At 74.4% G+C, this 19,409-nt stretch carries 15 protein-coding genes; 5 read left to right on the top strand and 10 right to left on the bottom strand.

The annotated features are described in order from the left end of the window. Positions 1-18: 18 nt before the first annotated feature. Positions 19-1,179 (bottom strand): glycosyltransferase family 4 protein, encoded by a 1,161-nt coding sequence (locus WMF42_RS11785; RefSeq protein ID WP_437691945.1) that lies wholly within the window; start codon positions 1,177-1,179, stop codon positions 19-21. Positions 1,180-1,285: 106 nt separating this feature from the next. Between WMF42_RS11785 and wecB the strand changes: the two genes are divergently transcribed. From wecB to WMF42_RS11800, 3 genes are all read left to right on the top strand, one after another. Further along, the gene (gene wecB, locus WMF42_RS11790; RefSeq protein WP_061611942.1) at positions 1,286-2,404 is read left to right on the top strand and encodes a non-hydrolyzing UDP-N-acetylglucosamine 2-epimerase; all 1,119 of its coding nucleotides are present in this window, start codon (positions 1,286-1,288) and stop codon (positions 2,402-2,404) included. A 347-nt stretch (positions 2,405-2,751) separates the two neighbouring features. Then, the gene (locus WMF42_RS11795; RefSeq protein WP_061611951.1) at positions 2,752-3,294 is read left to right on the top strand and encodes a hypothetical protein; all 543 of its coding nucleotides are present in this window, start codon (positions 2,752-2,754) and stop codon (positions 3,292-3,294) included. 10 nt (positions 3,295-3,304) lie between these two features. Continuing rightward, entirely contained in the window at positions 3,305-4,873 is a 1,569-nt protein-coding gene (locus tag WMF42_RS11800; protein ID WP_437691946.1) for a pentapeptide repeat-containing protein, read from the top strand. A gap of 389 nt (positions 4,874-5,262) precedes the next feature. On the opposite strand, the gene ptsP is transcribed toward WMF42_RS11800, so the two are convergent. From ptsP to dhaK, 3 genes are read right to left on the bottom strand one after another with little or no spacing between them, the layout of a single operon-like run. Then, a complete protein-coding gene (gene ptsP, locus WMF42_RS11805; protein ID WP_437691947.1) occupies positions 5,263-7,782 on the bottom strand; it encodes a phosphoenolpyruvate--protein phosphotransferase in 2,520 nt (839 codons plus the stop codon). After that, positions 7,779-8,441 (bottom strand): dihydroxyacetone kinase subunit DhaL, encoded by a 663-nt coding sequence (dhaL, locus tag WMF42_RS11810; protein ID WP_061606787.1) that lies wholly within the window; start codon positions 8,439-8,441, stop codon positions 7,779-7,781. Before dhaL ends, ptsP begins: the two co-directional genes overlap by 4 nt. Before the next feature lie 3 nt (positions 8,442-8,444). Continuing rightward, positions 8,445-9,446 carry a dihydroxyacetone kinase subunit DhaK gene (dhaK, locus tag WMF42_RS11815; protein ID WP_061606788.1) on the bottom strand — a complete coding sequence of 334 codons (1,002 nt, stop codon included), beginning with the start codon at positions 9,444-9,446 and terminating at the stop codon, positions 8,445-8,447. A gap of 133 nt (positions 9,447-9,579) precedes the next feature. Between dhaK and WMF42_RS11820 the strand changes: the two genes are divergently transcribed. Further along, on the top strand, positions 9,580-10,317 hold the full coding sequence (locus WMF42_RS11820; protein ID WP_437691948.1) for a YqjF family protein: 738 nt from the start codon (positions 9,580-9,582) through the stop codon (positions 10,315-10,317). A gap of 57 nt (positions 10,318-10,374) precedes the next feature. Here the strand turns inward: WMF42_RS11820 and WMF42_RS11825 are convergent, their stop codons facing one another. The 3 genes from WMF42_RS11825 to WMF42_RS11835 form a co-directional block, all read right to left on the bottom strand. Beyond that, positions 10,375-11,328, bottom strand: coding sequence for an alpha/beta fold hydrolase (locus tag WMF42_RS11825; protein ID WP_437691949.1), 954 nt, complete (start codon positions 11,326-11,328; stop codon positions 10,375-10,377). Between the two features lie 50 nt (positions 11,329-11,378). After that, positions 11,379-13,166: an MXAN_6577-like cysteine-rich protein gene (locus WMF42_RS11830; RefSeq protein ID WP_437691950.1), complete on the bottom strand. Its 1,788-nt coding sequence runs from the start codon at positions 13,164-13,166 to the stop codon at positions 11,379-11,381. Positions 13,167-13,304: 138 nt separating this feature from the next. Further along, positions 13,305-14,468, bottom strand: a complete 1,164-nt coding sequence (locus WMF42_RS11835; protein WP_437691951.1) for a site-2 protease family protein — start codon at positions 14,466-14,468, stop codon at positions 13,305-13,307. A gap of 468 nt (positions 14,469-14,936) precedes the next feature. On the opposite strand from WMF42_RS11835, the gene WMF42_RS11840 reads away from it, so the two are divergent. After that, positions 14,937-16,346 carry a POT family MFS transporter gene (locus tag WMF42_RS11840; protein ID WP_061606782.1) on the top strand — a complete coding sequence of 470 codons (1,410 nt, stop codon included), beginning with the start codon at positions 14,937-14,939 and terminating at the stop codon, positions 16,344-16,346. A 7-nt stretch (positions 16,347-16,353) separates the two neighbouring features. Here the strand turns inward: WMF42_RS11840 and WMF42_RS11845 are convergent, their stop codons facing one another. From WMF42_RS11845 to WMF42_RS11855, 3 genes are all read right to left on the bottom strand, one after another. Then, positions 16,354-17,694: a hemolysin family protein gene (locus WMF42_RS11845; RefSeq protein ID WP_199693557.1), complete on the bottom strand. Its 1,341-nt coding sequence runs from the start codon at positions 17,692-17,694 to the stop codon at positions 16,354-16,356. Between the two features lie 103 nt (positions 17,695-17,797). Beyond that, positions 17,798-18,136, bottom strand: coding sequence for an antibiotic biosynthesis monooxygenase family protein (locus WMF42_RS11850; RefSeq protein WP_061606780.1), 339 nt, complete (start codon positions 18,134-18,136; stop codon positions 17,798-17,800). Positions 18,137-18,220: 84 nt separating this feature from the next. Further along, a complete protein-coding gene (locus tag WMF42_RS11855) occupies positions 18,221-19,288 on the bottom strand; it encodes a 3-deoxy-7-phosphoheptulonate synthase (protein ID WP_061606779.1) in 1,068 nt (355 codons plus the stop codon). Positions 19,289-19,409 lie beyond the last annotated feature (121 nt).

The following is a 19,409-nucleotide window of genomic DNA, read 5'->3' on the forward strand; positions in this document are numbered from 1 at the left end:
CGCCGCGCGCGCCGGCCGCTACGCGCGCTGGCCCGAGGCGGCGGCGGCGGCGACGATGGCGGCGCGGTAGAGCGCCTCGAACCGGTCGACGCACCGCTGCCAGTCGGCGCGCTCCACGGCCCACGCGCGCCCGCGCTCCGCGAGGCGCGGCGCGAGCTCGGGCTCGTCGATCAGCCGGTCGAGCGCGGCGACGAGCGCCGCGTGATCGGCGGGCGGCACCAGGAGCGCGCGATCGCGATCGAGCACGCCCTCGTAGGCCGGCAGGTCGCTCGCGACGATCGGCACCCCGAGCGCCGCGAGCTCGCAGAACGTGGACGGCACGCCGTCGACCTCGAGCAGCGAGACAGCGGCGTCGGCCATCGCGTAGAGGCCGGGGAGCTCGCTGTACGGGCACGGCTCCGCGAACCTCACGCTGGCGTCGACGCCGAGCTCGCGCACGATCGACCTGAGCTTCCGCACGTACGCGGGCTCGTCGTGCCGGCCGTACAGCTTGATCACGAAGACGCCCTCCCTCGCCCACCGGCTCGCGGCGAAGGCGCGGAGGATGCGATCGACGTGGTAGTGCGGCTTCGTCTGCCGCGGGCTCAGGAGGACGCGCTTGCCGGGCTCGATCCCGAGCTCGCGCCGGAAGTGCGCCGCACCGTCGAGCGCCCTCTGCCGCTCGAACGTCGCGAGATCCACGCCCCAGAGCACGATCTCGCAGGGGACGGAGGGCGCGCGCTCGCCCATGCGCGCCCGCGCCCTCGCCAGCAGGGGCACGCTGTCCGCCGTGACGGCCGAGGCGCGCGACAGCACGTGGTCGACCCGGCGGACCGTCCACCGCGATCTCCGGAACACCTCGGGGTTGATGTCGGAGCCCCACGCGGTGGCGACGATCGGCGGGCCGCCCTGCATCCTCGACCAGAGGTCGTGCCACGGGCGCAGGAAGTTCAGGTGCACGACGTCGACGCCGAGCGCGCGCGCGCGCCGCCGCGCCCAGAGGCGCCGGAGGGCGTGTGGGACCAGGGAGGAGAGGAGCCTCAGCTCCTCGCAGCGCTGCCCGTACTCGTCGCGGATCGAGGCCGCGATCCCGGGCGCGTCGCAGAGGATGACCCGGTGGCCCCGGGCGGCGAGCGCGGCGCCGAGGCGGGCCTGCTGCGTGGCCTTCGGATCGCCGTGGAGGAGCACGGTCAGACGCACGGGGCGCGTGTACAGGACGGCACTGCCCGCGTAAAGCGTCGCGCCGGCGGTCTCGCCACAACGCGCTGGTAGCGCGGCGCATACCACGGCATGCTCGCCGGTCGAGATGATCTACCTCGTCGCCGCGACGCGCCCGAACTTCATGAAGCTCGCTCCCATCTGCCGCGCCCTCAAGGCGCGCGGCCTGCCGATGCGGCTCCTGCACACGGGCCAGCACTTCGACACGACGATGAGCGACGTCTTCTTCCGCGACCTCGGCCTGCCCACGCCCGATCACACGCTCAAGGCGGGCGGCGGCTCGCACGCCCAGCAGACGGCGGCCGTGCTCGTCGGCGCCGAGGCGGACCTGATGGAGCACCGGCCCAAGGTGGTCGTGGTCGTCGGGGACGTCACGAGCACGCTCGCCGGCGCGCTCGCGGCGTCCAAGCTCGGCATCCCCGTCGTCCACGTGGAGGCCGGGCTGCGCTCGCGCGACTGGACGATGCCCGAGGAGATCAACCGCGTCCTCACCGACCAGCTCTCCGATCTCCTGCTCACGCCCTCGCACGACGCCCACCCGAACCTGCTCGCCGAGGGCATCCCGCCCGAGCGCGTCCGGTTCGTCGGCAACGTGATGATCGACTCGGTCCATTACGCCCTGAAGCGGCAGACCGACGCGCTGTCGCGCTTCGGGCTCGAGCCGAAGAAGTACGCGATCGCGACGCTCCACCGCCCGGCCAACGTCGACAGCGCCGAGCGGCTCGCCGAGACGCTCGACGCGCTCACCGCGATCGCGCAGCGCCTGCCGACTGTGTTCCCCGTCCACCCGCGCACGGTCGCGCGCGCCGAGTCGTTCGGCCTGTCGGGGCGCCTGCGCGAGACGAAGGGTCTCCGGATCATGGAGCCGCTCGGATACGACGACTTCGTCACCGTGATGGGCAATGCGCTGCTCGTGGCCACCGACTCGGGCGGCATTCAGGAAGAGACGACCGCGCTCGGGATCCCGTGCCTCACGATGCGTCAGGGCACCGAGCGGCCCATCACCGTGACCCAGGGCACCAACACCGTTGTCGGGCTCGACGCAGCGCTCATCGCGCGCGAGGTCGACGCGATCCTCGACGGCCGCGGCAAGCGGGGCTCCGTGCCCGAAGGGTGGGACGGCAAGACCGGCGAGCGCATCGCCGACGCGCTGGAGGCCTTCCTCGCGGGAGACCCGCCGCCCAAGACGTCCGGCCCGCGCGCCTGAGCCCCGAGCGCGCCACGCGCGCTCACCATCATGCGGAGCGCGCCACGCGCGCTCACCATCATTCGCAGCGCGTCACGCGCGCTCACCATCACGCCGAGCGCGCCACGCGCGCTCACCACCGCGCCATTCCGCCTCTCGCGCCGCCCACGTGGGAGGCGGGCCGCCCGGACAACCGCGCTCCCCACAACACCCGACCAAACAGCGTCTCTGCCGCCGCGAGATGGGGTTTCCATCTGTTCATCGATGGACAGTCCGGTTATACATGTGCCGTGATAAGGGATTCCCGGTCTGAGATCGACTCGGCATCTCGGCGGCGGGGGAGGCGGGGGTTCACGCTCGTCGAGGTGATGCTCGCGGGCGGGCTCGTGACGATCCTGGCCGCCCTGGCCACCCACGGTGTGTCGAAGTACCGGGTGCTCGCCACGTCGGCCGAGGCCAAGCACACGGTCGGCGCCATCTCGAGGGCCGTCGTCGTGTCCGCCGACCGGCTCCAGGCGAACACGGGTAGCGCGGCGGCCCACCCGCTGTGCAGCGACGCGGTCACCGTGCCCAACGCTTTCTACCGGGTGCAGGGGATAAAGTACCAGCCCGACCCCAGGCCGGGCGTGGACTACAACACGGGGAGTCCGACCGTGGGGTGGAGGTGCCTTGGATTCGAGATCACCCACCCTCAGTCGTATCAGTATCGATACCGGCTCGGCGGCTCTCCGATGCCTGTCTCGGCCTCCCACTGGCCGGCGGACGTGCCGCCGGACCGCAGGTGGGCGGCCTACGCGCGCGGCGACCTCGACGGGGACGGGACGCACGCGTGGTTCGCGCTGGACGGCTACATGAGGGACGGGCAGGTGGTGTTCGCGAGCGCGATCGGCACCATCGACCCGGACGAGTAGGCGGGCCGCCATGGATCACGCCGCGCTCCACAAGCTGTTCGGCGCCCTCTCGTCGAGGCGCGGCGGTGACGGCGCCGCGATCGAGCTCCCGGGCGCGGACCTCGCGGCCGCGCACCTGCCCGGCGCCGATCTGCAGGGCGCGAACCTCGCGGGGGCGCGGCTCGAAGGGGCCAAGCTCGGCGGCGCGAACCTCGCGGGGGCGCGGCTCGACGCCGCGTCGCTCGTCAACGCCGACCTCGCCGGCGCCGACCTCGCCGGCGCCGACCTGCGCTGCGCCGACATGTCGGGGGCGCTGCTCGGCGGGGCGCTGCTCACGGCCGCCGACCTGCGCGGCGCGAAGCTGCCGCGCTCGTTCTCGTCGGCGAGCTCGCTCGCGAACGCGCGCGTCGACGCGTCGGCGTGCGCGCGCTCGGGCCTGGACGAGGAGGCGATCCTGGCGCTCGCGGGGGCGGGCGCGTCGTTCGACGACGTCGGGGCGTTCCCGTCGCCGCTGCGCGAGGCGCTCGCGAGCGCCGAGGCGGTCCCGGAGAGCGCGGCGAGGAGCCGCCGGCTCGCGCCGCCCGACGCGCAGGGGCCGGGGACAGCGCCGGATTCGCAGCGGCTGGGGACGGCGCCGGATTCGCGGCGGCTCGGGGCGGCGCCGGACTCGCGGCGGCTGGGGACGGCGCCCGAGCCGCAGCGGAGTTCCGCGCCTCCCGAATCGCAGCGGATGCGCGCAGCGCCCGAGTCGCAGCGGGTGCCCGCGCCGCCCGAGTCGCGCCGCCACGGCGCCGCCGCGGTGGTGCCGCGCCGCGCCGCCGATCCGGCCGAGCCGCCGCCGCCGGGGCGCCGCGGCCCCGCAGCGGCCGGCGCCCCGCGCCAGCCGCAGGAAGCGCCCCTGCTCGCGCGGGCGGTCGAGCTGCGCCTCGCGAGCGCCGGCGGCGCGCTGCTCCTCGTCCTCGCGGCCGCCGTCGCGCTGGCGAAGGTGCCGCCGCCCGGGCTCCTCTGGGCCGCGCACGCCGGCGGCGCCCTCGGCGCGGCGCTCCTGACCTTCGCGCTGCCGCCGTTCGGGACCGAGCGCGGCGCCGCCCGCGCCTTCGGGGCGCGCCTCGTGCTCGCCGCGCTCGCCGCGACGCTCGTCCACGGGATCGACCCGTCCCGCCTCGCTGTCTTCCGGCTGCGCGCCACGCTCTCCTCGGACGACGCCGCCGGCCGGTCTGCCGCCGCGCGCCTGCTCGCGCGGAGCGGCCACCGCCAGTTCGACGGCGTGGACCTGTCCGGGCTCGACCTCTCCAGCGCCGACTTCACCCAGACGAGCTTCCGGAACGCGCGCCTCGGCGGGGCGAACCTGTCGGGCGCGGCGCTGATGGAGTCGACCTTCGAGGGCGCCGATCTGAGCGGCGCCGACCTCCGGGGCGCCGACCTCTCCGGGACCGACGCCGACCAGGCGCGCGGCTGGGAGCTCGCCGCGTGCGACGAGGCGACCGAGCTGCCCGGCGACGGCGCGTGCGTGCTCGGACACCCGGTCCGCGCGCAGCCGGCGGAGGACGCCACGGCGCGCACCACGCACGACGGCGCGCCGCCGGCAGACGCACTGTAGCGGTCGACGCGTCCGCGGCCCCGGCGCGGAAAGGGCCCGTACACCGGAAACGGTCTGCGGGAGGCAGCCGGCAGCCTCGGGGGCACCGGAGACGGTCTGCGGGAGGCAGCCGGCAGCCCCGGCGGCACCGGAAACGGTCTGCGGGAGGCAGCCGGCAGCCCCGGCGGCACCGGAGACGGTCTGCGGGAGGCAGCCGGCAGCCTCGGGGGCACCGGAGACGGTCTGCGGGAGGCAGCTGGCAGCCTCGGGGGCACCGGAAACGGTCTGCGGGAGGCAGCCGGCAGCCCCGGCGGCACCGGAGACGGTCTGCGGGAGGCAGCCGGCAGCCCGGGGGCACCGGGAACGGTCGGAATGTGGCCCTCTCCGCACGCCCGGCCGCGCCCGGCCGGTCAGCCCGGCCGCCGCGCCGCCGCCCGGGTCGCGCGGGCCGCGGACGCCTCGTCGACAGCGAGCGCCTCCTCGGCGGCGGCCGCGAGCTCCGCGAACGTGGCCCCGGCGAGCGCGTCCTCCACCGCGTCGAACGCCGAGGCGCACATGCTGAGCTGCGTGACCCCGAGGCCGACAAGGAGCGGCGCGACGTCGGGATCGCCCGCGGCCTCGCCGCACACCGAGACCGGCCGCCCCGCGGCGTGCCCCGCCTCCACCACCGCGCGAACGAGCCGCAGCACGGCCGGGTGCGCCGGATCGGCGAGCGCGTGCAGCCGCGCGTGGCCGCGCTCGGCCGCGAGCGTGTGCTGCGTGAGGTCGTTCGTGCCGATGCTGAAGAAGTCGGCCTGCCGCGCGAGGCGCTCGGCCATCAGCGCCGCCGACGGCACCTCGACCATGATGCCCGTGGCCACGGGCCATCGGTGCGGCATGCCGGCGGCAGCGAGCGCGTCGTGCGCGCGCTCGAGCGCGGCGCGCACAGCGCTCACCTCGGCGGCTGTCGAGACCATCGGGATGAGGACCCGCACGTCGTGGCCGCGACCCGCGACAAGGATCGCGCGGAGCTGCGCCTCGAGCAGCGCCGGCCGCGCGAGGGACAGGCGGACGCCGCGCACGCCCAGGCTGGGGTTCGTCTCGGCCTCGAGGGCGAGGTACGGCAGCGCCTTGTCGCCGCCGGCGTCGAGCGTGCGGACCACGATCGGCGCGCCGGCGAACACAGCGAACGTCTCCGCGAGCAGCGCCGCCTGCTCGGCCTCGCCGGGCTCGTCGATCCGGCCCAGGAACGGCATCTCGGTGCGCAGCAGGCCGATCCCGAGGGCGCCGGCGTCGCGCGCGGCGCGCGCGTCCGACGGCCCGGCCACGTTCGCCCAGAGCTCGATCTCGCGGCCGCACGCGAGGCGCAGGCGGCCGTCGCGCGCGGCCGCCGGCCGACGCGACGCGCGCAGGACCGCCCGCCGCCCCTCGAGCGCGAGCGCGGTCTCGGGATCGGGGTCGATCCACACCTCGCCTGTCGCGCCGTCGAGCCCGGCGTGCGCGCCGCCCGCCTCCGGCACGAGCGCCGCGGCCCCGGCGACAGCGGGGATGCCGGCGGCGCGCAGCAGGATGGCCGCGTGCGAGGTGGGGCCGCCGCGCCGGTCGATGACGCCGAGCACGCGCGCCGCGTCGAGCCGCGCGGCCTCCGACGGCGTGAGGTCGTCGACCACGACGACCGCCGGCGGCCCGTCGGGCACCGTGCCCGCGGAGCCGCCGAGCAGCGCGCGCACAACGGCGTGGCCCACGTCGTGGACGTCCGCCTCGCGCGCCCTCAGGTAGGGGTCCTCGAGCTGCCTGTAGATCACGGCCGCGGCGTCGATCGCCTGGCAGAAGGCCCAGGCCGCGTTGCAGCGATCCCGCTCGATGCGCGAGAGGGCCTCGTCGACGAGCGCCGGATCGCAGAGCAGCGCCTGGTGGGCGTCGAGGATGTCGCTGCCGCGCAGCGCGTTGTCGAGGTCCTGCGCCGCGAGCTCGAGCGCTCGCCGCAGCCGCTCGACCTCGGCCGCGATGTCGTCGACCGTGGTCTCGGGGACGTCCGGGAGCGATCGCACCAGCCGGACCAGCGGGCCGAGCGCGACGCCCGGCGCGACAGGGATGGCGAGGCCCGACACGGCGATCGCCGCGGGCGCGGCGGCCTTCGCCTCGCGCTGGAGGATCGCCGCGACCGCCTCGACGGCCTCGGCCGCCTGCCGCCCTGTCGCGCGCACGCGCAGCACGTCGCTGCGGCGCGCCCCGAGCGAGGCGAGCGCGATCAGGCTCGCGGCCGGAACCGGGCCGCGGCCGTTGGTCACGTTCTCCAGGGTGATCCTGGCGTCGAAGGCCGCCGCGCGCGCGATGAGCTGCGCCGCCGGGCGGGCGTGCAGCCCGCTCGGATCGGCGATCGCGACGTCGGCCGACGCGGCCGTCGCGGCCGCGGCCTCGCCGGCCGCCGCCGCGCCCGTCGTGGCTGTCGCCGCGCCCGTCGCCGTCGTGCTCGCCGCCGCGCCCGTCGCCGCGCCCGTCGCCGCGGCGGCAGGTTGCTCGCCCTCGCCGAGCTGCGCGATCTTCGCGGCGAGCGCCTGCCTCGCGTCCGCGGCGACCTGATCGACGGTGCCGCCCGCCGCCGCCCGCACCGCGGCGGCGACAGCGCCTTCCACGATCGGCCCGCCGCTCAGGCGGGTGCGCGCGCTGAGCTCCGGATCGACGAGCTCGAGCGCCGTCTCGGCGCTCAGGATCGCGCTGCCGATGTCCATCAGCACGACGGCGCCGGCGGGCCCGCAGACGCGCTCGAGCGCCGCGGCGATCGCTGTCGCGTCGGTGCCGAGCTCGACGCCGCCCTCGCCGGCGCCCGCGGCGCACGCGATGGCGACGGACGCGCCTGTCATCTGGCGGGCCAGCGTCTCGGTGGCCTCGGCGAGCGCACGGCTGTGCGACACAAGGACCAGCCCGACGCGGCCGGCCGCCCCGCTCATGCGCCTGCCGTTGCGGCCAGGCTCCGCAGCAACAGCCAGCACGACGTGGCGCCGGGGTCCTGGTGCCCAGCGCTGCGCTCCCCGAGGTAGCTCGCCCGGCCCTTGCGGGCGATCAGCGGCACGGTCGCCTCCGCCCCCGCCTTCGCCGCCTCCGCGGCGCGGGCGAGCGCCTCCGCGAGCGGCGCGCCGCCGTCGCCGGCGCCGTCGGGCTGCGGCGCGCCCAGGGCCGCCTTGAGCGCGTCGACGGCGGGGACGAGCGCGTCGACCATCGTCTTCTCGCCCGGCGACGCCTTGCCGCGGCGCCGCACGCCCTCGAGGCCCGCCTCGAGACAGCCCGTCAGGGCCGCGAGGTCGATCGCCGCGGCGCCGGCCACCCTCTGCCCCGCGTCGCGGAACAGCGTGCCGTAGAGCGGCCCGCTCGCCCCGCCGACGGTCGACAGCAAGATCGTCCCGACGCCCCTCAGCAGCGCGCCGACGTCGCCGCGATCGAGGGTGTCGAGCCGGGAGCGCACCGCCGTGAAGCCGCGCGCCATGTTGACCCCGTGATCGCTGTCGCCGATCGCCGCGTCGAGCTCGGTCAGGTACACCTTCTCGCGCTCCAGCGCGTCGGCCGCGCGCTCGATCCACGCCGCGATGTGGTCGCCGCTCAGGGTCTGCATGGCTCAGGCCCCCCAGCGGAGGGCCGGGGTGTGCACCGGCGCGTCCCACCAGCGGATCATCTCGTCGTCGAGCTTGAGCAGGGTCGCGGACACGCCGGCCATCTCGAGCGACGTGATGTACGGCCCGACGAGGCTGCGCGCGACGTTGAGGCCGCGCTCGCGCGCGATCGCGTGCGCCCTGCGGTAGACGACGTAGAGCTCGATGAGCGGCGTCCCGCCCATGCCGTTGACGAACAGGAGCACGTCGTCGCCCGGCGCGAACGGCAGGTCCTCGAGGATCGGCTGCATCAGGAGCTCGGCCACCCGGTCCGCGGGCTCCAGCGGGGCGCGCCGGCGGCCGGGCTCGCCGTGGATGCCGATGCCTACCTCCATCTCGGCCGGGCCGAGCTCGAACGACGGCTTGCCGGCGTGCGGCACGGTGCAGGCGGAGAGCGCGATCCCCATGCTGCGGCCGCGCGCGTTCACCCGCCGGCACAGCGCCGCGACCTCGTCGAGCGGCCGCCCGGCTTCCGCGGCGCCGCCGCAGATCTTCTCGGCGAGCAGCGTCGTGCCCACGCCGCGCCGCCCGGCCGTGTAGAGGCTGTCCTCGACCGCCACGTCGTCGTTCACGAGCACGCCCTCGATCGAGGTGCCCGCCTCGCGCGCGAGCTCGGCGGCCATCTCGAAGTTCATCACGTCGCCGGTGTAGTTCTTGATGATGTGGAGCACGCCGGCGCCGGCGTCGACCGCCCGCGTCGCCTCGGCGATCTGGTCCGGCGTCGGGCTCGTGAAAACGGCCCCCGGACAGGCGGCGTCGAGCATGCCGCGCCCGACGAACCCGGCGTGCAGCGGCTCGTGCCCGCTGCCGCCGCCCGAGACGAGGGCGACCTTGCCCCGCTCCTTCGGCGCCGCGCGCGTGACGAAGAGCGGCGCGGTGTTCACCCGGAGCAGATCGGCGTGCGCCAGCGCCATGCCCTCGACCGCCTCGCTGACGAGATCTTCCGGCGCGTTGATGAGCTTCTTCATCCTGCCCTCCGCTCCGTTGCCGTCGCTGCCGACCGCCATCGCCCGTGACCGCGTTGCCGCGGGCAGGATATCCCCATGGCGTCGCCCGCCGCGAGGGGGGATCTTTCCTCCGCGCTGTCCTATCCTCCGGGCCGTGGATCGACTCGCTCCCACGCTCCGCCCCCGCGGCCGCCCGGCGGGCTTTCAACGCTGGAGAGAGCTGCTCTTCCTGCACTGGGAGACGCCGGCCGCCGCGCTCCGCGCCGTGGTGCCGCCCGGCCTCGAGCTCGACACGTTCGAGGGCAGGGCCTACGTCGGCGTCGTCGCCTTCACCATGCGCGACGTCACCCCGTGGTGGTCGCCGAGCGTGCCGGGGATCTCGAACTTTCACGAGCTCAACGTCCGCACCTACGTGCACCGGGAGGGGCGAGATCCGGGCGTGTGGTTCTTCAGCCTGGATGCGGCCAAGGCCCTCGCTGTCCTGGTGGCCCGGGCGGGCTGGCACCTGCCCTATCACCACGCCTCGATGGCCCTCGAGTCGCGGGACGGCGAGGTCCATTATCGCAGCGAGCGGCGCTGGCCCGGCCCCGTGCCCGCGCGCTTCGAGGCGCGCTATCGCGTCGGCGCGCCGATCGGCCCCGCGGCGCCGGGGACGTTCGAGCACTTCCTGGCCGAGCGTTACCTGCTGTTCGCCGCGCGCGGCGGCGAGCTCCGGATCGGGCAGGTGCACCACGCGCCCTACCCGCTCCACCGGGCCGACGTGAGCCACGTCGAGGAGAGCGTCGTGGCCGCGGCCGGCTTGCCCGCGACCGCGGGGGCGCCGCACGTGCTCTACAGCCCGGGCGTGGACGTCGATGTCTACGCGCTGGAGCCCGCCGCGCGGCCGGGGTGAATCGGCTGCTCGCGCGAGGCCGGCGGCCGCGTGGTCGAAGGATCGCGCGCCCGCGCCTCAGTGCCGCTCGAGCCAGTGGATGACCTGGGACTCCAGGCCCGGCGCGGCCCCGAACCCGAGGCTCAGCGTCCCCGGGAAGCCGACGTGCCCGCCGAGCTGGAGCCACTGGACGTCGAGCAGCGGGGACAGCGGGTGGGCCTCGAGCGCCGGCCGCACCGTGTCGAGCGGCACCATCGGGTCGGCCTCGGTGGCGACGATCAGCGACGGGACGCCGAGGTCGCGCAGGCGCGGGGCCGCGCTCTCGCTCGCGTAGTACGCCTCCGGGCTCTGGTACCCGAACCAGCGCGTCACGATGCGGAGATCCCACTCGCGGATCGTGCGGATCGCGAGCGCCTCGCGGAGGGGCAGCGGCACGTCGCGGCGGGACGCGACGGCGCTGTACATCTCCTTCAGCCCCGACAGCACGTGGCGGCGGTACACCCAGCGCTCCGGCTGGTCCATGGCGGCGACCGACCGCGCGAGATCGAGCGGCGGGCAGATGGCCGCCACGGCGCGGAGGCGCGGATCGTGCGCGCCCGAGGCGGCGTAGCGGAGGGCGAGGTGCCCGCCGATCGAGTAGCCGACGAGGAGCACGCGCTCGTACCGGGCGAGCTCGGGGGAGGCCACGACGGCGTGCAGATCGGAGAACAGGCCGGCGTGGTAGATGCCGGCCCCGTCGCCCCCGGCGCCGCGCAGGTTGATGCGCAGGGACGCGAGCCCGTCGCGCTCGGCCTGGGCGGCGGCCGAGGCCACGTAGTAGCTCTCGGCCGTGCCGCCGAGCCCGTGCACGACGACGAGGATCGCGCGCGCGCCCTCCCGGTGGCGGATCCTGCCGAGCAGCCGGACGGGCCCTGCAGGCGTCTCGTCGACGTCCACCGAGAACGGGGAGGACGGGGGGAGCGCGGGGGCGCGGAGCTGATGCTTGAGCCAGGGAGCGATCGTCCAGAAGTGGCCGTGGAGGATGCGCCGCATCGGGGCGGTCCTACCACGGCCCGCGCAGCGCTTCTAACGCGCCCGCGCGATCACGGGCACGCGATGACGTCGGTCCCGGCGCAGGCGTTCCGGCACTCGTTGCAGTACGCGCAGGCGAGGGCGGCGTCGTAGAGCGCGGCGCTCTCCGGGTCTGCCGCCCTGCATGCGTCGCACTCCGCTCCTGCGCACGTGCGGATGCAGCTCACGTAGTTGAGGCACGTGTGGCTGGCGGCGCACCTGCTGAGCTCGTCGGCGCAGTTCCCGTCGAACGCGCACCGGATGCACCCCTCGCCGCCGTCGCCGCACACGTCCGAGTCGTCGCACACGGGCGGCGGGACGGCCCGCCGGACGTGGAGCGTGAACGCGCCCGGCGTGGAGTCCCGGGCCCCGTCGACCACGACAACGACGGTCTGGCCGGCCTCGAGGCTCACCGTCACCTCCGAGTCCTCGGTCAGGGTGTCGTCGTTGCACCCGAGCTGAGGCCCGCGGCAGACGCCGTCGTGCACGTGGAGCATCGTGTCGAACTCGGATCCGAACGTGTCGAACACGTAGTCGCCCGTGACCGGCGCCGTGAACGCGTATCCCGCGTCGGGGCTGTCCGCGTCGCCGCACGCCTCCGTCACGGTGGGGCTCACGCTGTCGGGCCGGCCGACCGTGCTGCCGGTGATCGTCTGCGGCACCGCGGAGCCGAGCGTGCCCGCCGGGCAGCTCGGGGCGCTCTGCCGCGTGATGCTCAGCTCGAAGGTGCCCGTCTCGCCGTCGGCGCCGTCGACCACGATGTAGACGGTCTGGCCCGTGGCCAGATCGGCCGTGACGACGGCGTCGCCCGGGTCGGCGTTGCAGGCGATCTCGGAGCAGCCCCCCGCGTCGAGCAGCGCGAGGACGACGTTGTAGCCGGACCCCGAGCTGTCGAAGGAGTACACGCCCGCGGTCGCGGCGGTGAACGCGTAGATGCGCTCGCTCGCGCTCGTCGCCACGCACGAGGGGGAGTACGTGCTCGACCCGCCGGCCGTCGTGCCGTTCACGATCTGCGGCACGGCGCTGCCGAGGTCCTGGCCCGGGCCCACCGTGCACGCGCACATCCCGGCCTGGCACACCTGCGAGTCGTTGCACGCCGAGGTGCAGTCGCCGCAGTGCGCGGCGTCGGTCTGGAGGTCGACGCAGGCGTCGCCGCAGGTCGTGAGCCCCGAGCCGCAGTCCTCCGCGTCCTGGCAGGTGCCGGCCACGCAGGTCTGGTCCTCGTCGCACGCGTTGCCGCATCCTCCGCAGTGGTCCGCGCTCGTCTCGGTGCTCACGCACGCGCCGCCGCAGTCGGTGAGCCCGTCGGAGCAGACCTCCTGGCAGGCGCCGTCCTCGCAGACCTCGCCCTCGTCGCACGCGTTGCCGCAGCGGCCGCAGTGCTCCGGGCTGGACGCGGTGTCGACGCAGACGCCGCCGCAGTCGGTGCGCCCCGCGGCGCAGCCGGCGGCCTGGCAGGCGCCGTCCTCGCAGGTCTCGCCGTCGTCGCAGGCGCTGTTACAGCTCCCGCAGTGCGCCGCGTCGCTCTGGAGATCGAAGCACCCGTCGCCGCACGCCGTCTGGCCCTCGTCGCAGCCCACGCAGGTGCCCGACACGCAGGTCTCGCCATCGTCGCAGGCAACGCCGCAGGCGCCGCAGTGATCCGGGCTGGACGTGGTGTCGACGCAGATGTCGTCGCACGAGGCGAGCGGCGCGACGCACGTGGGCGGGGTGGTCGTGCCGCCGTCCGAGCACGACGCCACGGAGGCGAGCACCGCCGCGGCGAGCCAGAGCAGGGTGTACGTCGGCGCGAGCCTGGAGCGCGATCTGAGCTTTTGCATGAGCCTTCCCTCGGCAGAGATGCCGGCGACGGGGGTCGTGAAGAGCAGCTACCGGGGAGGATACGCTGATGGCCTTCCAGGCTGTCAATGCTCGCGGGCCCGCTTTGACGGCGGTTTCACGCGGCCCGCTGTCATGCGTCACGGCCGCGGCGGCCCCTCGGCTGCCTCGCGACCATGCGCCCGCGGCGCGGGCGACGCGGCGCCGCCCCGCCTCGAGGCCGGCAGGAGCTGGAGCAGCGTGAGCGCCTCGGCCACGTCGTCGTGGCCGATGAGACCCAGGTATCTCTCACCGTCGTACACCGCGACCACAGGGGTGCTCTTCTCGGACATGAGCCGCGCCACCTCGTCGAGGGAGCGATCGGCTTCCACGCGGACGACGTCGCGCCGCATGATCCCGGCGACGTAGGCGCTGCCCGCGCCCTCGGCGAGCGCGCGGACAACGTCGGCGCGCGTCAGGACGCCGATCGGCTCGCCCTCGAGCAGGACCGCGAAATCGGACTGGTACGTCGTGAGGATGTGCTCGGCCGCGTCGTGCACGCGGTCGCACGGCGACAGGGCGATCGCGCGGCGGTTGTAGGCGCGCCCGGCGGGGACGCCGCCGAGGACCGAGCTCGCGCGCTCGGCCGCCCGCTCCTGCGACGCGCCGAGGAAGACGATCACCGCGATGAAGGCGAGCACCAGGTGGCCGGACAGCAGGGCGACAGCGAACAGGCCGACGGCGATGAGCTGCCCGATCGCGGCGGCCGCGGACGTCGCGCGCGCCGGGCCGACGGCCATCGACAGCCCCGCCCGGAGCACGCGCCCGCCGTCGAGCGGCAGGGCGGGGATCATGTTGAACAGCGCGAGCGCCACGTTGGCGCCGAGGAGCCAGAGGAGCGCCGTCTGCAGCGACGGGGCCGAGGCCGCCCCGAGCTCGGTGAACGCCGGGAGGAAGCCGAAGAGGCCGCTCGCGAGCAGGAGCAGCGCGGCGAGGACGACGTTCACGGCGGGGCCGGCGAGCGCGATGAGCAGCTCGTGGAGCGGCTTCTGCGGGCGGCCCGAGAGCATGGCGACGCCGCCGATCGGCAGGAGCAGGATCTCGCGCACCGTGATCCCGAAGCGCCGGGCCACGAGGCTATGACCGAGCTCGTGCAGGGCCACGCAGGCGAAGAGCGCCAGCATCAGCGCGGCGCCGAACAGCGCCCCGCGGGCGCCGTGGCCGCCGCTCCACTGGAGCGCGCCGAAGGCGATGATGAGGCCGAACGTCGCGTGCACGTTGACGTCGATCCCGGCGACCCGGGCGACCCTGAATGACCACTTCATCTGTCTGGCTCCTGCTGGATGCGCGCGAGCGGCGCGTGACGGAGCGGGAGACGCCGACGGCAGCGCGCGGCGGTGCCGTCGGGTCGCTGGTCATGAAATCTCTCGATGCCTGCTCGACGATCCTTTGCCAGTCAAAGCAATGCGCGTACCGCGGTTCACGGCGCCGCGGGCCGGCTCACGGCCGCTTTTCCGCGGCGTGGCGCCGCAGCGGGGCATTTCGCACCGGGCTCCGGGGCGGGGTTGTTGGCGCGGGAACATCCGGAGAGCGCGCGTGACACGGAGCCGCGGGGCAGGCGAGGAGCGCCGTGAGGGACCACCCACGCGCGCCCTCCTGTCCGCCGATGTGTGGGCTCGCCGCGCGCGCTCGCCGCGCGCGCTCGCCGCGCAGGCGGATCTTTTCGGGACGGCAGAGAGCCCCAGATTGCCGGGGCGCGGGGGGCGGTCTACGACGGCGAGCGCGAGCCTGCCATGACGCAAACCGCCTCGAGCACGGACAAGTTCCCCCCGCAGATCAAGTACATCATCGGGAACGAGGGGTGCGAGCGCTTCAGCTTCTACGGCATGAAGAACGTCTTAACGTTCTTCATGATCAACTACATGTTGATCCACGAGCACGTGGCGAAGGCCAATTACCACCTGTTCGTGAGCGCCTGCTATTTCTTCCCGCTCCTCGGCGGCTTCCTCTCCGACCGCTTCTTCGGGAAGTACCGGACGATCCTCTGGCTCTCGCTCGTCTACTGCGCGGGGCACGCCTGTCTGGCCCTCTTCGAGAGCACCCCGGCCGGCTTCTACGCGGGGCTCGCGCTCATCGCCCTCGGCTCGGGCGGGATCAAGCCGTGTGTCTCCGCGCACGTCGGCGACCAGTTCTCGGAGGAGAACAAGCACCTCGTCAAGCACGTGTTCGCCCTCTTCTACTGGATCATCAACTTCGGATCGTTCTTCGCGTCCGCGCTGATCCCGAAGACGCTCGAGTGGTTCGGGCCGAGGGTAGCGTTCGGGATCCCCGGCGTTCTCATGCTGATCGCGACCGTCGTGTTCTGGATGGGCCGCGACAGGTACGTGCACGTGCCCCCGACCGGCAAGAACCCGCACTCGTTCCTTCGCGTCCTCTGGGGTGCCCTCCGGGGCGGGCGCGACGGGCGTGGCGGCGCCGCGCGCGGGCACTTCCTCGACGCGGCGCGCGGCGCTCACCCCGAGGGCGCGATCGACGGCGCCAAGGCCGTCCTGCGGGTGATGACGATCTTCGCCCCGATCCCGGTGTTCTGGGCGCTGTTCGACCAGAAGGGGTCGACCTGGGTCGTGCAGGCGACGCGCATGGACCTCGAGGTCCTCGGCCACCGGCTCGCCCCGTCGCAGCTCATGGCGCTCAACCCGCTCATGGTGATGCTGATCATCCCGTTCAACACGATGATCCTCTATCCCGCCCTCGAGCGGCGCGGGTTCCGGCTCTCGGCGCTCGGCCGCATGACGGCGGGCATGGCGGTCGCGGGGCTGTCGTTCGTCGCGGTCGCCGCCATCGAGCTCGCGATGACGTCGGGCAGCGCGCCCAGCGTGCTCTGGCAGGCGGGGCCTTACCTGCTCATCACGTTCGCCGAGGTGCTCGTGTCCACCACGGGCCTCGAGTTCGCCTATTCCCAGGCGCCGCGCGAGATGAAGAGCACCATCATGAGCTTCTGGAACCTCACCGTGACCGTGGGCAACCTGATCACCGCCGGCGTCGCGGCGCTCAACGTGTTCACGGGCGCGATGCAGTACCTGTTCTTCGCGGCGCTCATCTTCATCGCCGCCGTCGTCTTCGGGCTCCTCGCGCGGCGCTACGTGGTGGTCGACTACTTCCAGCGCAGGCCCGCCGGGGCCGCGCCCGCCCCCGCCTCCTGACGCGCGCTCAGCCCTCGCGGCGCGGCTCCTCGTCGTCGAGGTCGGCCTCGGCCGGCGGCGGGACGCGGACCCGCACCGTGCGGATCTGCCGGGGGCTCGCGTCCACGATGTGGAGCTCCGCCCCGCCCGGGGTCGTCACGACGTCGCCGGGCGCGGGGATGCGCCGGGCGAGCCCCATGCAGAGGCCGGCGACCGTCGACCAGCGCACGTCGTCCGGCAGCTCGATCGCGAGCTGCCGGCTCAGCTCGTGGACCGGCATGTCCCCGGGCACGAGCGCCGACCCGTCCGGCTCGCGCTCGATCGTCTCCTGCGATCGCACGTGCGCCTCGTTCTCGCCGAAGATCTCGCCGACGAGCTCCTCGACGAGGTCCTCCATCGTGACGATGCCGATCATCCCGCCCTGCTCGTCGACCACGACGGCGAGCTGGAGCCGCCGCCGCTTCATCTCGGCGAGGAGGTCGACGGCCGGCATCGACCCGACGACGAAGTACGCCGGGCGCAGGACGCTCTCCAGCGAGAACTGCCCGTCGCCCCAGAGCAGCGCGAGCACGTCCGGCATCGTGACGTAGCCGATCACGTTGTCGTTCGACCCCTCGTGGACCGGCATCCGCGTGTGGCCGTGATCCAGCACGGTGCGCCGCACCTCCTCGGCGGTCGCCCCGCGCGGGAGCGCCACGACGCGGCCGCGCGGGAGCATCACCTGGAGCGCTGTGAGCCCGGCGAAATCGAGGGCGCGGGAGGCGATCTCGCCGGCGCGCCTGTCGACCGAGCCCGCCTCGGCGGCGTCGTCGACGATCTGCTGGATCTCCTCGGGCGAGATGCGCGCCTCGACGAAGTTCGTGCGGTCGCCGAAGAGCCGCAGCACCAGGTTCGAGCTCGCCGTGAGCAGCCAGACGAGCGGGCGCGCGAGCGACGACAGCCCGCGGAGCGGCGGGCCGACGAGCATCGCGTACCGCTCGGCGGTGCGGAGCGCGAGCGACTTCGGGACGAGCTCGCCGAGGACGAGCGAGAGGAACGACACGAGCGCGACCACCGTGGCGAGCGCGAGCTCCTCGGCCGCGTCCCCGATGAACGGCACCGCCCGGAGCACCGGCTCGAGGTCCTTCGCCAGGGTCGACCCGCCGAAGGCGCTCGCCGTCGCGCCGACGACGGTGATGCCGATCTGCACGGTGGCGAGGAAGCGCTCCGGGTTGTCGCGGAGGCGCTTGACCGCGCGCGCCCGGCGGCTCCCCGACTGCACGAGGTGGTCGAGCCGCGTCTTGCGGATCGTGACGACCGCGATCTCGGCGCCCGAGAAGATGCCGTTCACGAGCACGAGGGCCAGGATGACGAGGATCTCCGAGAGAATGACGGCTCCTTCCGAGGCGCCCCGGGTGCATAGCGCGTCGCTCGCCGGCGCGGCAGGGGCATCGCGCCGGCGAGCGGGGCCGGCGCGCCGCGCTGAGCCCGGCTCAGGCGCCGTGTCGGTCGGCGCCGTACGCGCGCTCGACGCGGCAGACGCGCACCTCGTAGGCCTCGTACCAGTCCGCGCGCCCGCGCGCCTGGGCGGCGCGGTGCTCCTCGTGCTGCCGCCAGGCGCGGATCGACTCGAGGTCGCGCCAGTACGAGACCGTGATCCCGTGGCCGTCGGCCGAGCGCACGCTCTCGATGCCGAGGTAGCCGGGCTGTTCCCGGGCGAGGGCCTCCATGCGCTCGCCCATGGCGTCGTAGCCGGCGTCTCCCGGCGTCCGGCGCGAGGTGAAGATGACGGCGTAGTAGGGGGGATCGAGGTCAGGGCAGGGGAACCGCATGCCCCATCATGCCGCAACCCGGGTGCGCCGCGCAGGCCGGCGCGACGCCGCGACGCGGGGGCGGCGCGGCGCAGCGCGGCGGGGTCAGGCCGCCTTGCTGGCCCGCCGGTCCCGGACCGCCTGGGCGAGCAGATCGAGCACCGGCACCGTGTCGGTCCAGCCGAGGCACGCGTCGGTGATGCTCTGGCCGTAGGTGGGGGGCTTGCCCGGCGCGAGATCCTGCCGGCCGCCCACCAGGTGGCTCTCGATCATCACGCCGAGGATGTCGCGCGAGCCGGCGCGGAGCTGGTCGGCGAGGCTCTCGGCCACGGACCGCTGGCGCGCCGGGTCCTTCTGGCTGTTGCCATGGCTGCAGTCGACCATCATCCGGCGCGGCAGGCCCGCCTTGGTCAGGCGGTCGGCGGCCTCGCGGACGTGCTCGGCCGAGTAGTTGGGCCCGCGCTGCGAGCCGCGCAGGATCACGTGGCACGCCGAGTTGCCGCGCGTCGCCACGATCGCGGAGATGCCCTGCTTGGTCACGGACAGGAAATGGTGCGCCTCGCGCGCGGCCCGCACGGCGTCGACAGCGACCTGGACGTCGCCCTCGGTGCTGTTCTTGAAGCCCACGGGGCACGACAGGCCGGAGGCGAGCTCGCGGTGGATCTGGCTCTCGGTCGTGCGCGCGCCGATCGCCCCCCAGGAGATGAGGTCGGCGATGAACTGCGGCGAGATCGTGTCGAGGAACTCCGTCGCGCTCGCGAGCCCGAGCTCGGCGATGTCGCGGAGCAGACCGCGGGCGACGCGGAGCCCCTTGTTGATCGAGAAGCTCCCGTCGAGGTCGGGGTCGTTGATGAGCCCCTTCCAGCCGACCGTGGTGCGCGGCTTCTCGAAGTAGACGCGCATGATCACGAGCAGGTCGTCGCTCAGCCGGTCGCGCTCTTCCCGGAGCCGCGCGGCGTACTCCAGGGCGGCCTTGGGGTCATGGATCGAGCAGGGGCCCACCACCACGAGGAGCCGGTCGTCCTCGCCCGAGATGATGCGCTCGGCGGCCTTGCGCGCGAGCGCCACCGTCTCGGAGGCCGCGGGGCTGACGGGGATCTCTTCGATAAGGATCGCGGGAGGGATCAAGGGCCTGAGCCCTGCAATACGAAGGTCGTCGGTCGAGTAGTACATCGTTGAGGTTCCAGCATAGCGCGTCGCGATATGCCCCGACTACCCACACGTTGGACGGACCCGCTTTCTCCCTCGTCGCGCGGTTTCGCTCGACCTGGAGATCTGTCTCGCGAGCGCTCGC

It is taken from the genome of Sorangium sp. So ce176, from assembly GCF_051519835.1.
Taxonomy (GTDB): Bacteria; Myxococcota_A; Polyangia; order Polyangiales; family Polyangiaceae; genus Sorangium; species Sorangium cellulosum_G.

Excerpts from the sequence above, each read along its gene's own strand:
- WMF42_RS11855 (WP_061606779.1), bottom strand. The coding sequence starts at position 19,288 with ATGTACTACTCGACCGACGACCTTCGTATTGCAGGGCTCAGGCCCTTG.
- wecB (WP_061611942.1), top strand. The coding sequence starts at position 1,286 with ATGATCTACCTCGTCGCCGCGACGCGCCCGAACTTCATGAAGCTCGCT.
- WMF42_RS11830 (WP_437691950.1), bottom strand. The coding sequence starts at position 13,166 with ATGCAAAAGCTCAGATCGCGCTCCAGGCTCGCGCCGACGTACACCCTG.
- WMF42_RS11835 (WP_437691951.1), bottom strand. The coding sequence starts at position 14,468 with ATGAAGTGGTCATTCAGGGTCGCCCGGGTCGCCGGGATCGACGTCAAC.
- WMF42_RS11795 (WP_061611951.1), top strand. The coding sequence starts at position 2,752 with ATGCTCGCGGGCGGGCTCGTGACGATCCTGGCCGCCCTGGCCACCCAC.
- WMF42_RS11800 (WP_437691946.1), top strand. The coding sequence starts at position 3,305 with ATGGATCACGCCGCGCTCCACAAGCTGTTCGGCGCCCTCTCGTCGAGG.
- dhaL (WP_061606787.1), bottom strand. The coding sequence starts at position 8,441 with ATGCAGACCCTGAGCGGCGACCACATCGCGGCGTGGATCGAGCGCGCG.
- WMF42_RS11840 (WP_061606782.1), top strand. The coding sequence starts at position 14,937 with ATGACGCAAACCGCCTCGAGCACGGACAAGTTCCCCCCGCAGATCAAG.
- ptsP (WP_437691947.1), bottom strand. The coding sequence starts at position 7,782 with ATGAGCGGGGCGGCCGGCCGCGTCGGGCTGGTCCTTGTGTCGCACAGC.
- WMF42_RS11850 (WP_061606780.1), bottom strand. The coding sequence starts at position 18,136 with ATGCGGTTCCCCTGCCCTGACCTCGATCCCCCCTACTACGCCGTCATC.
- dhaK (WP_061606788.1), bottom strand. The coding sequence starts at position 9,446 with ATGAAGAAGCTCATCAACGCGCCGGAAGATCTCGTCAGCGAGGCGGTC.
- WMF42_RS11825 (WP_437691949.1), bottom strand. The coding sequence starts at position 11,328 with ATGCGGCGCATCCTCCACGGCCACTTCTGGACGATCGCTCCCTGGCTC.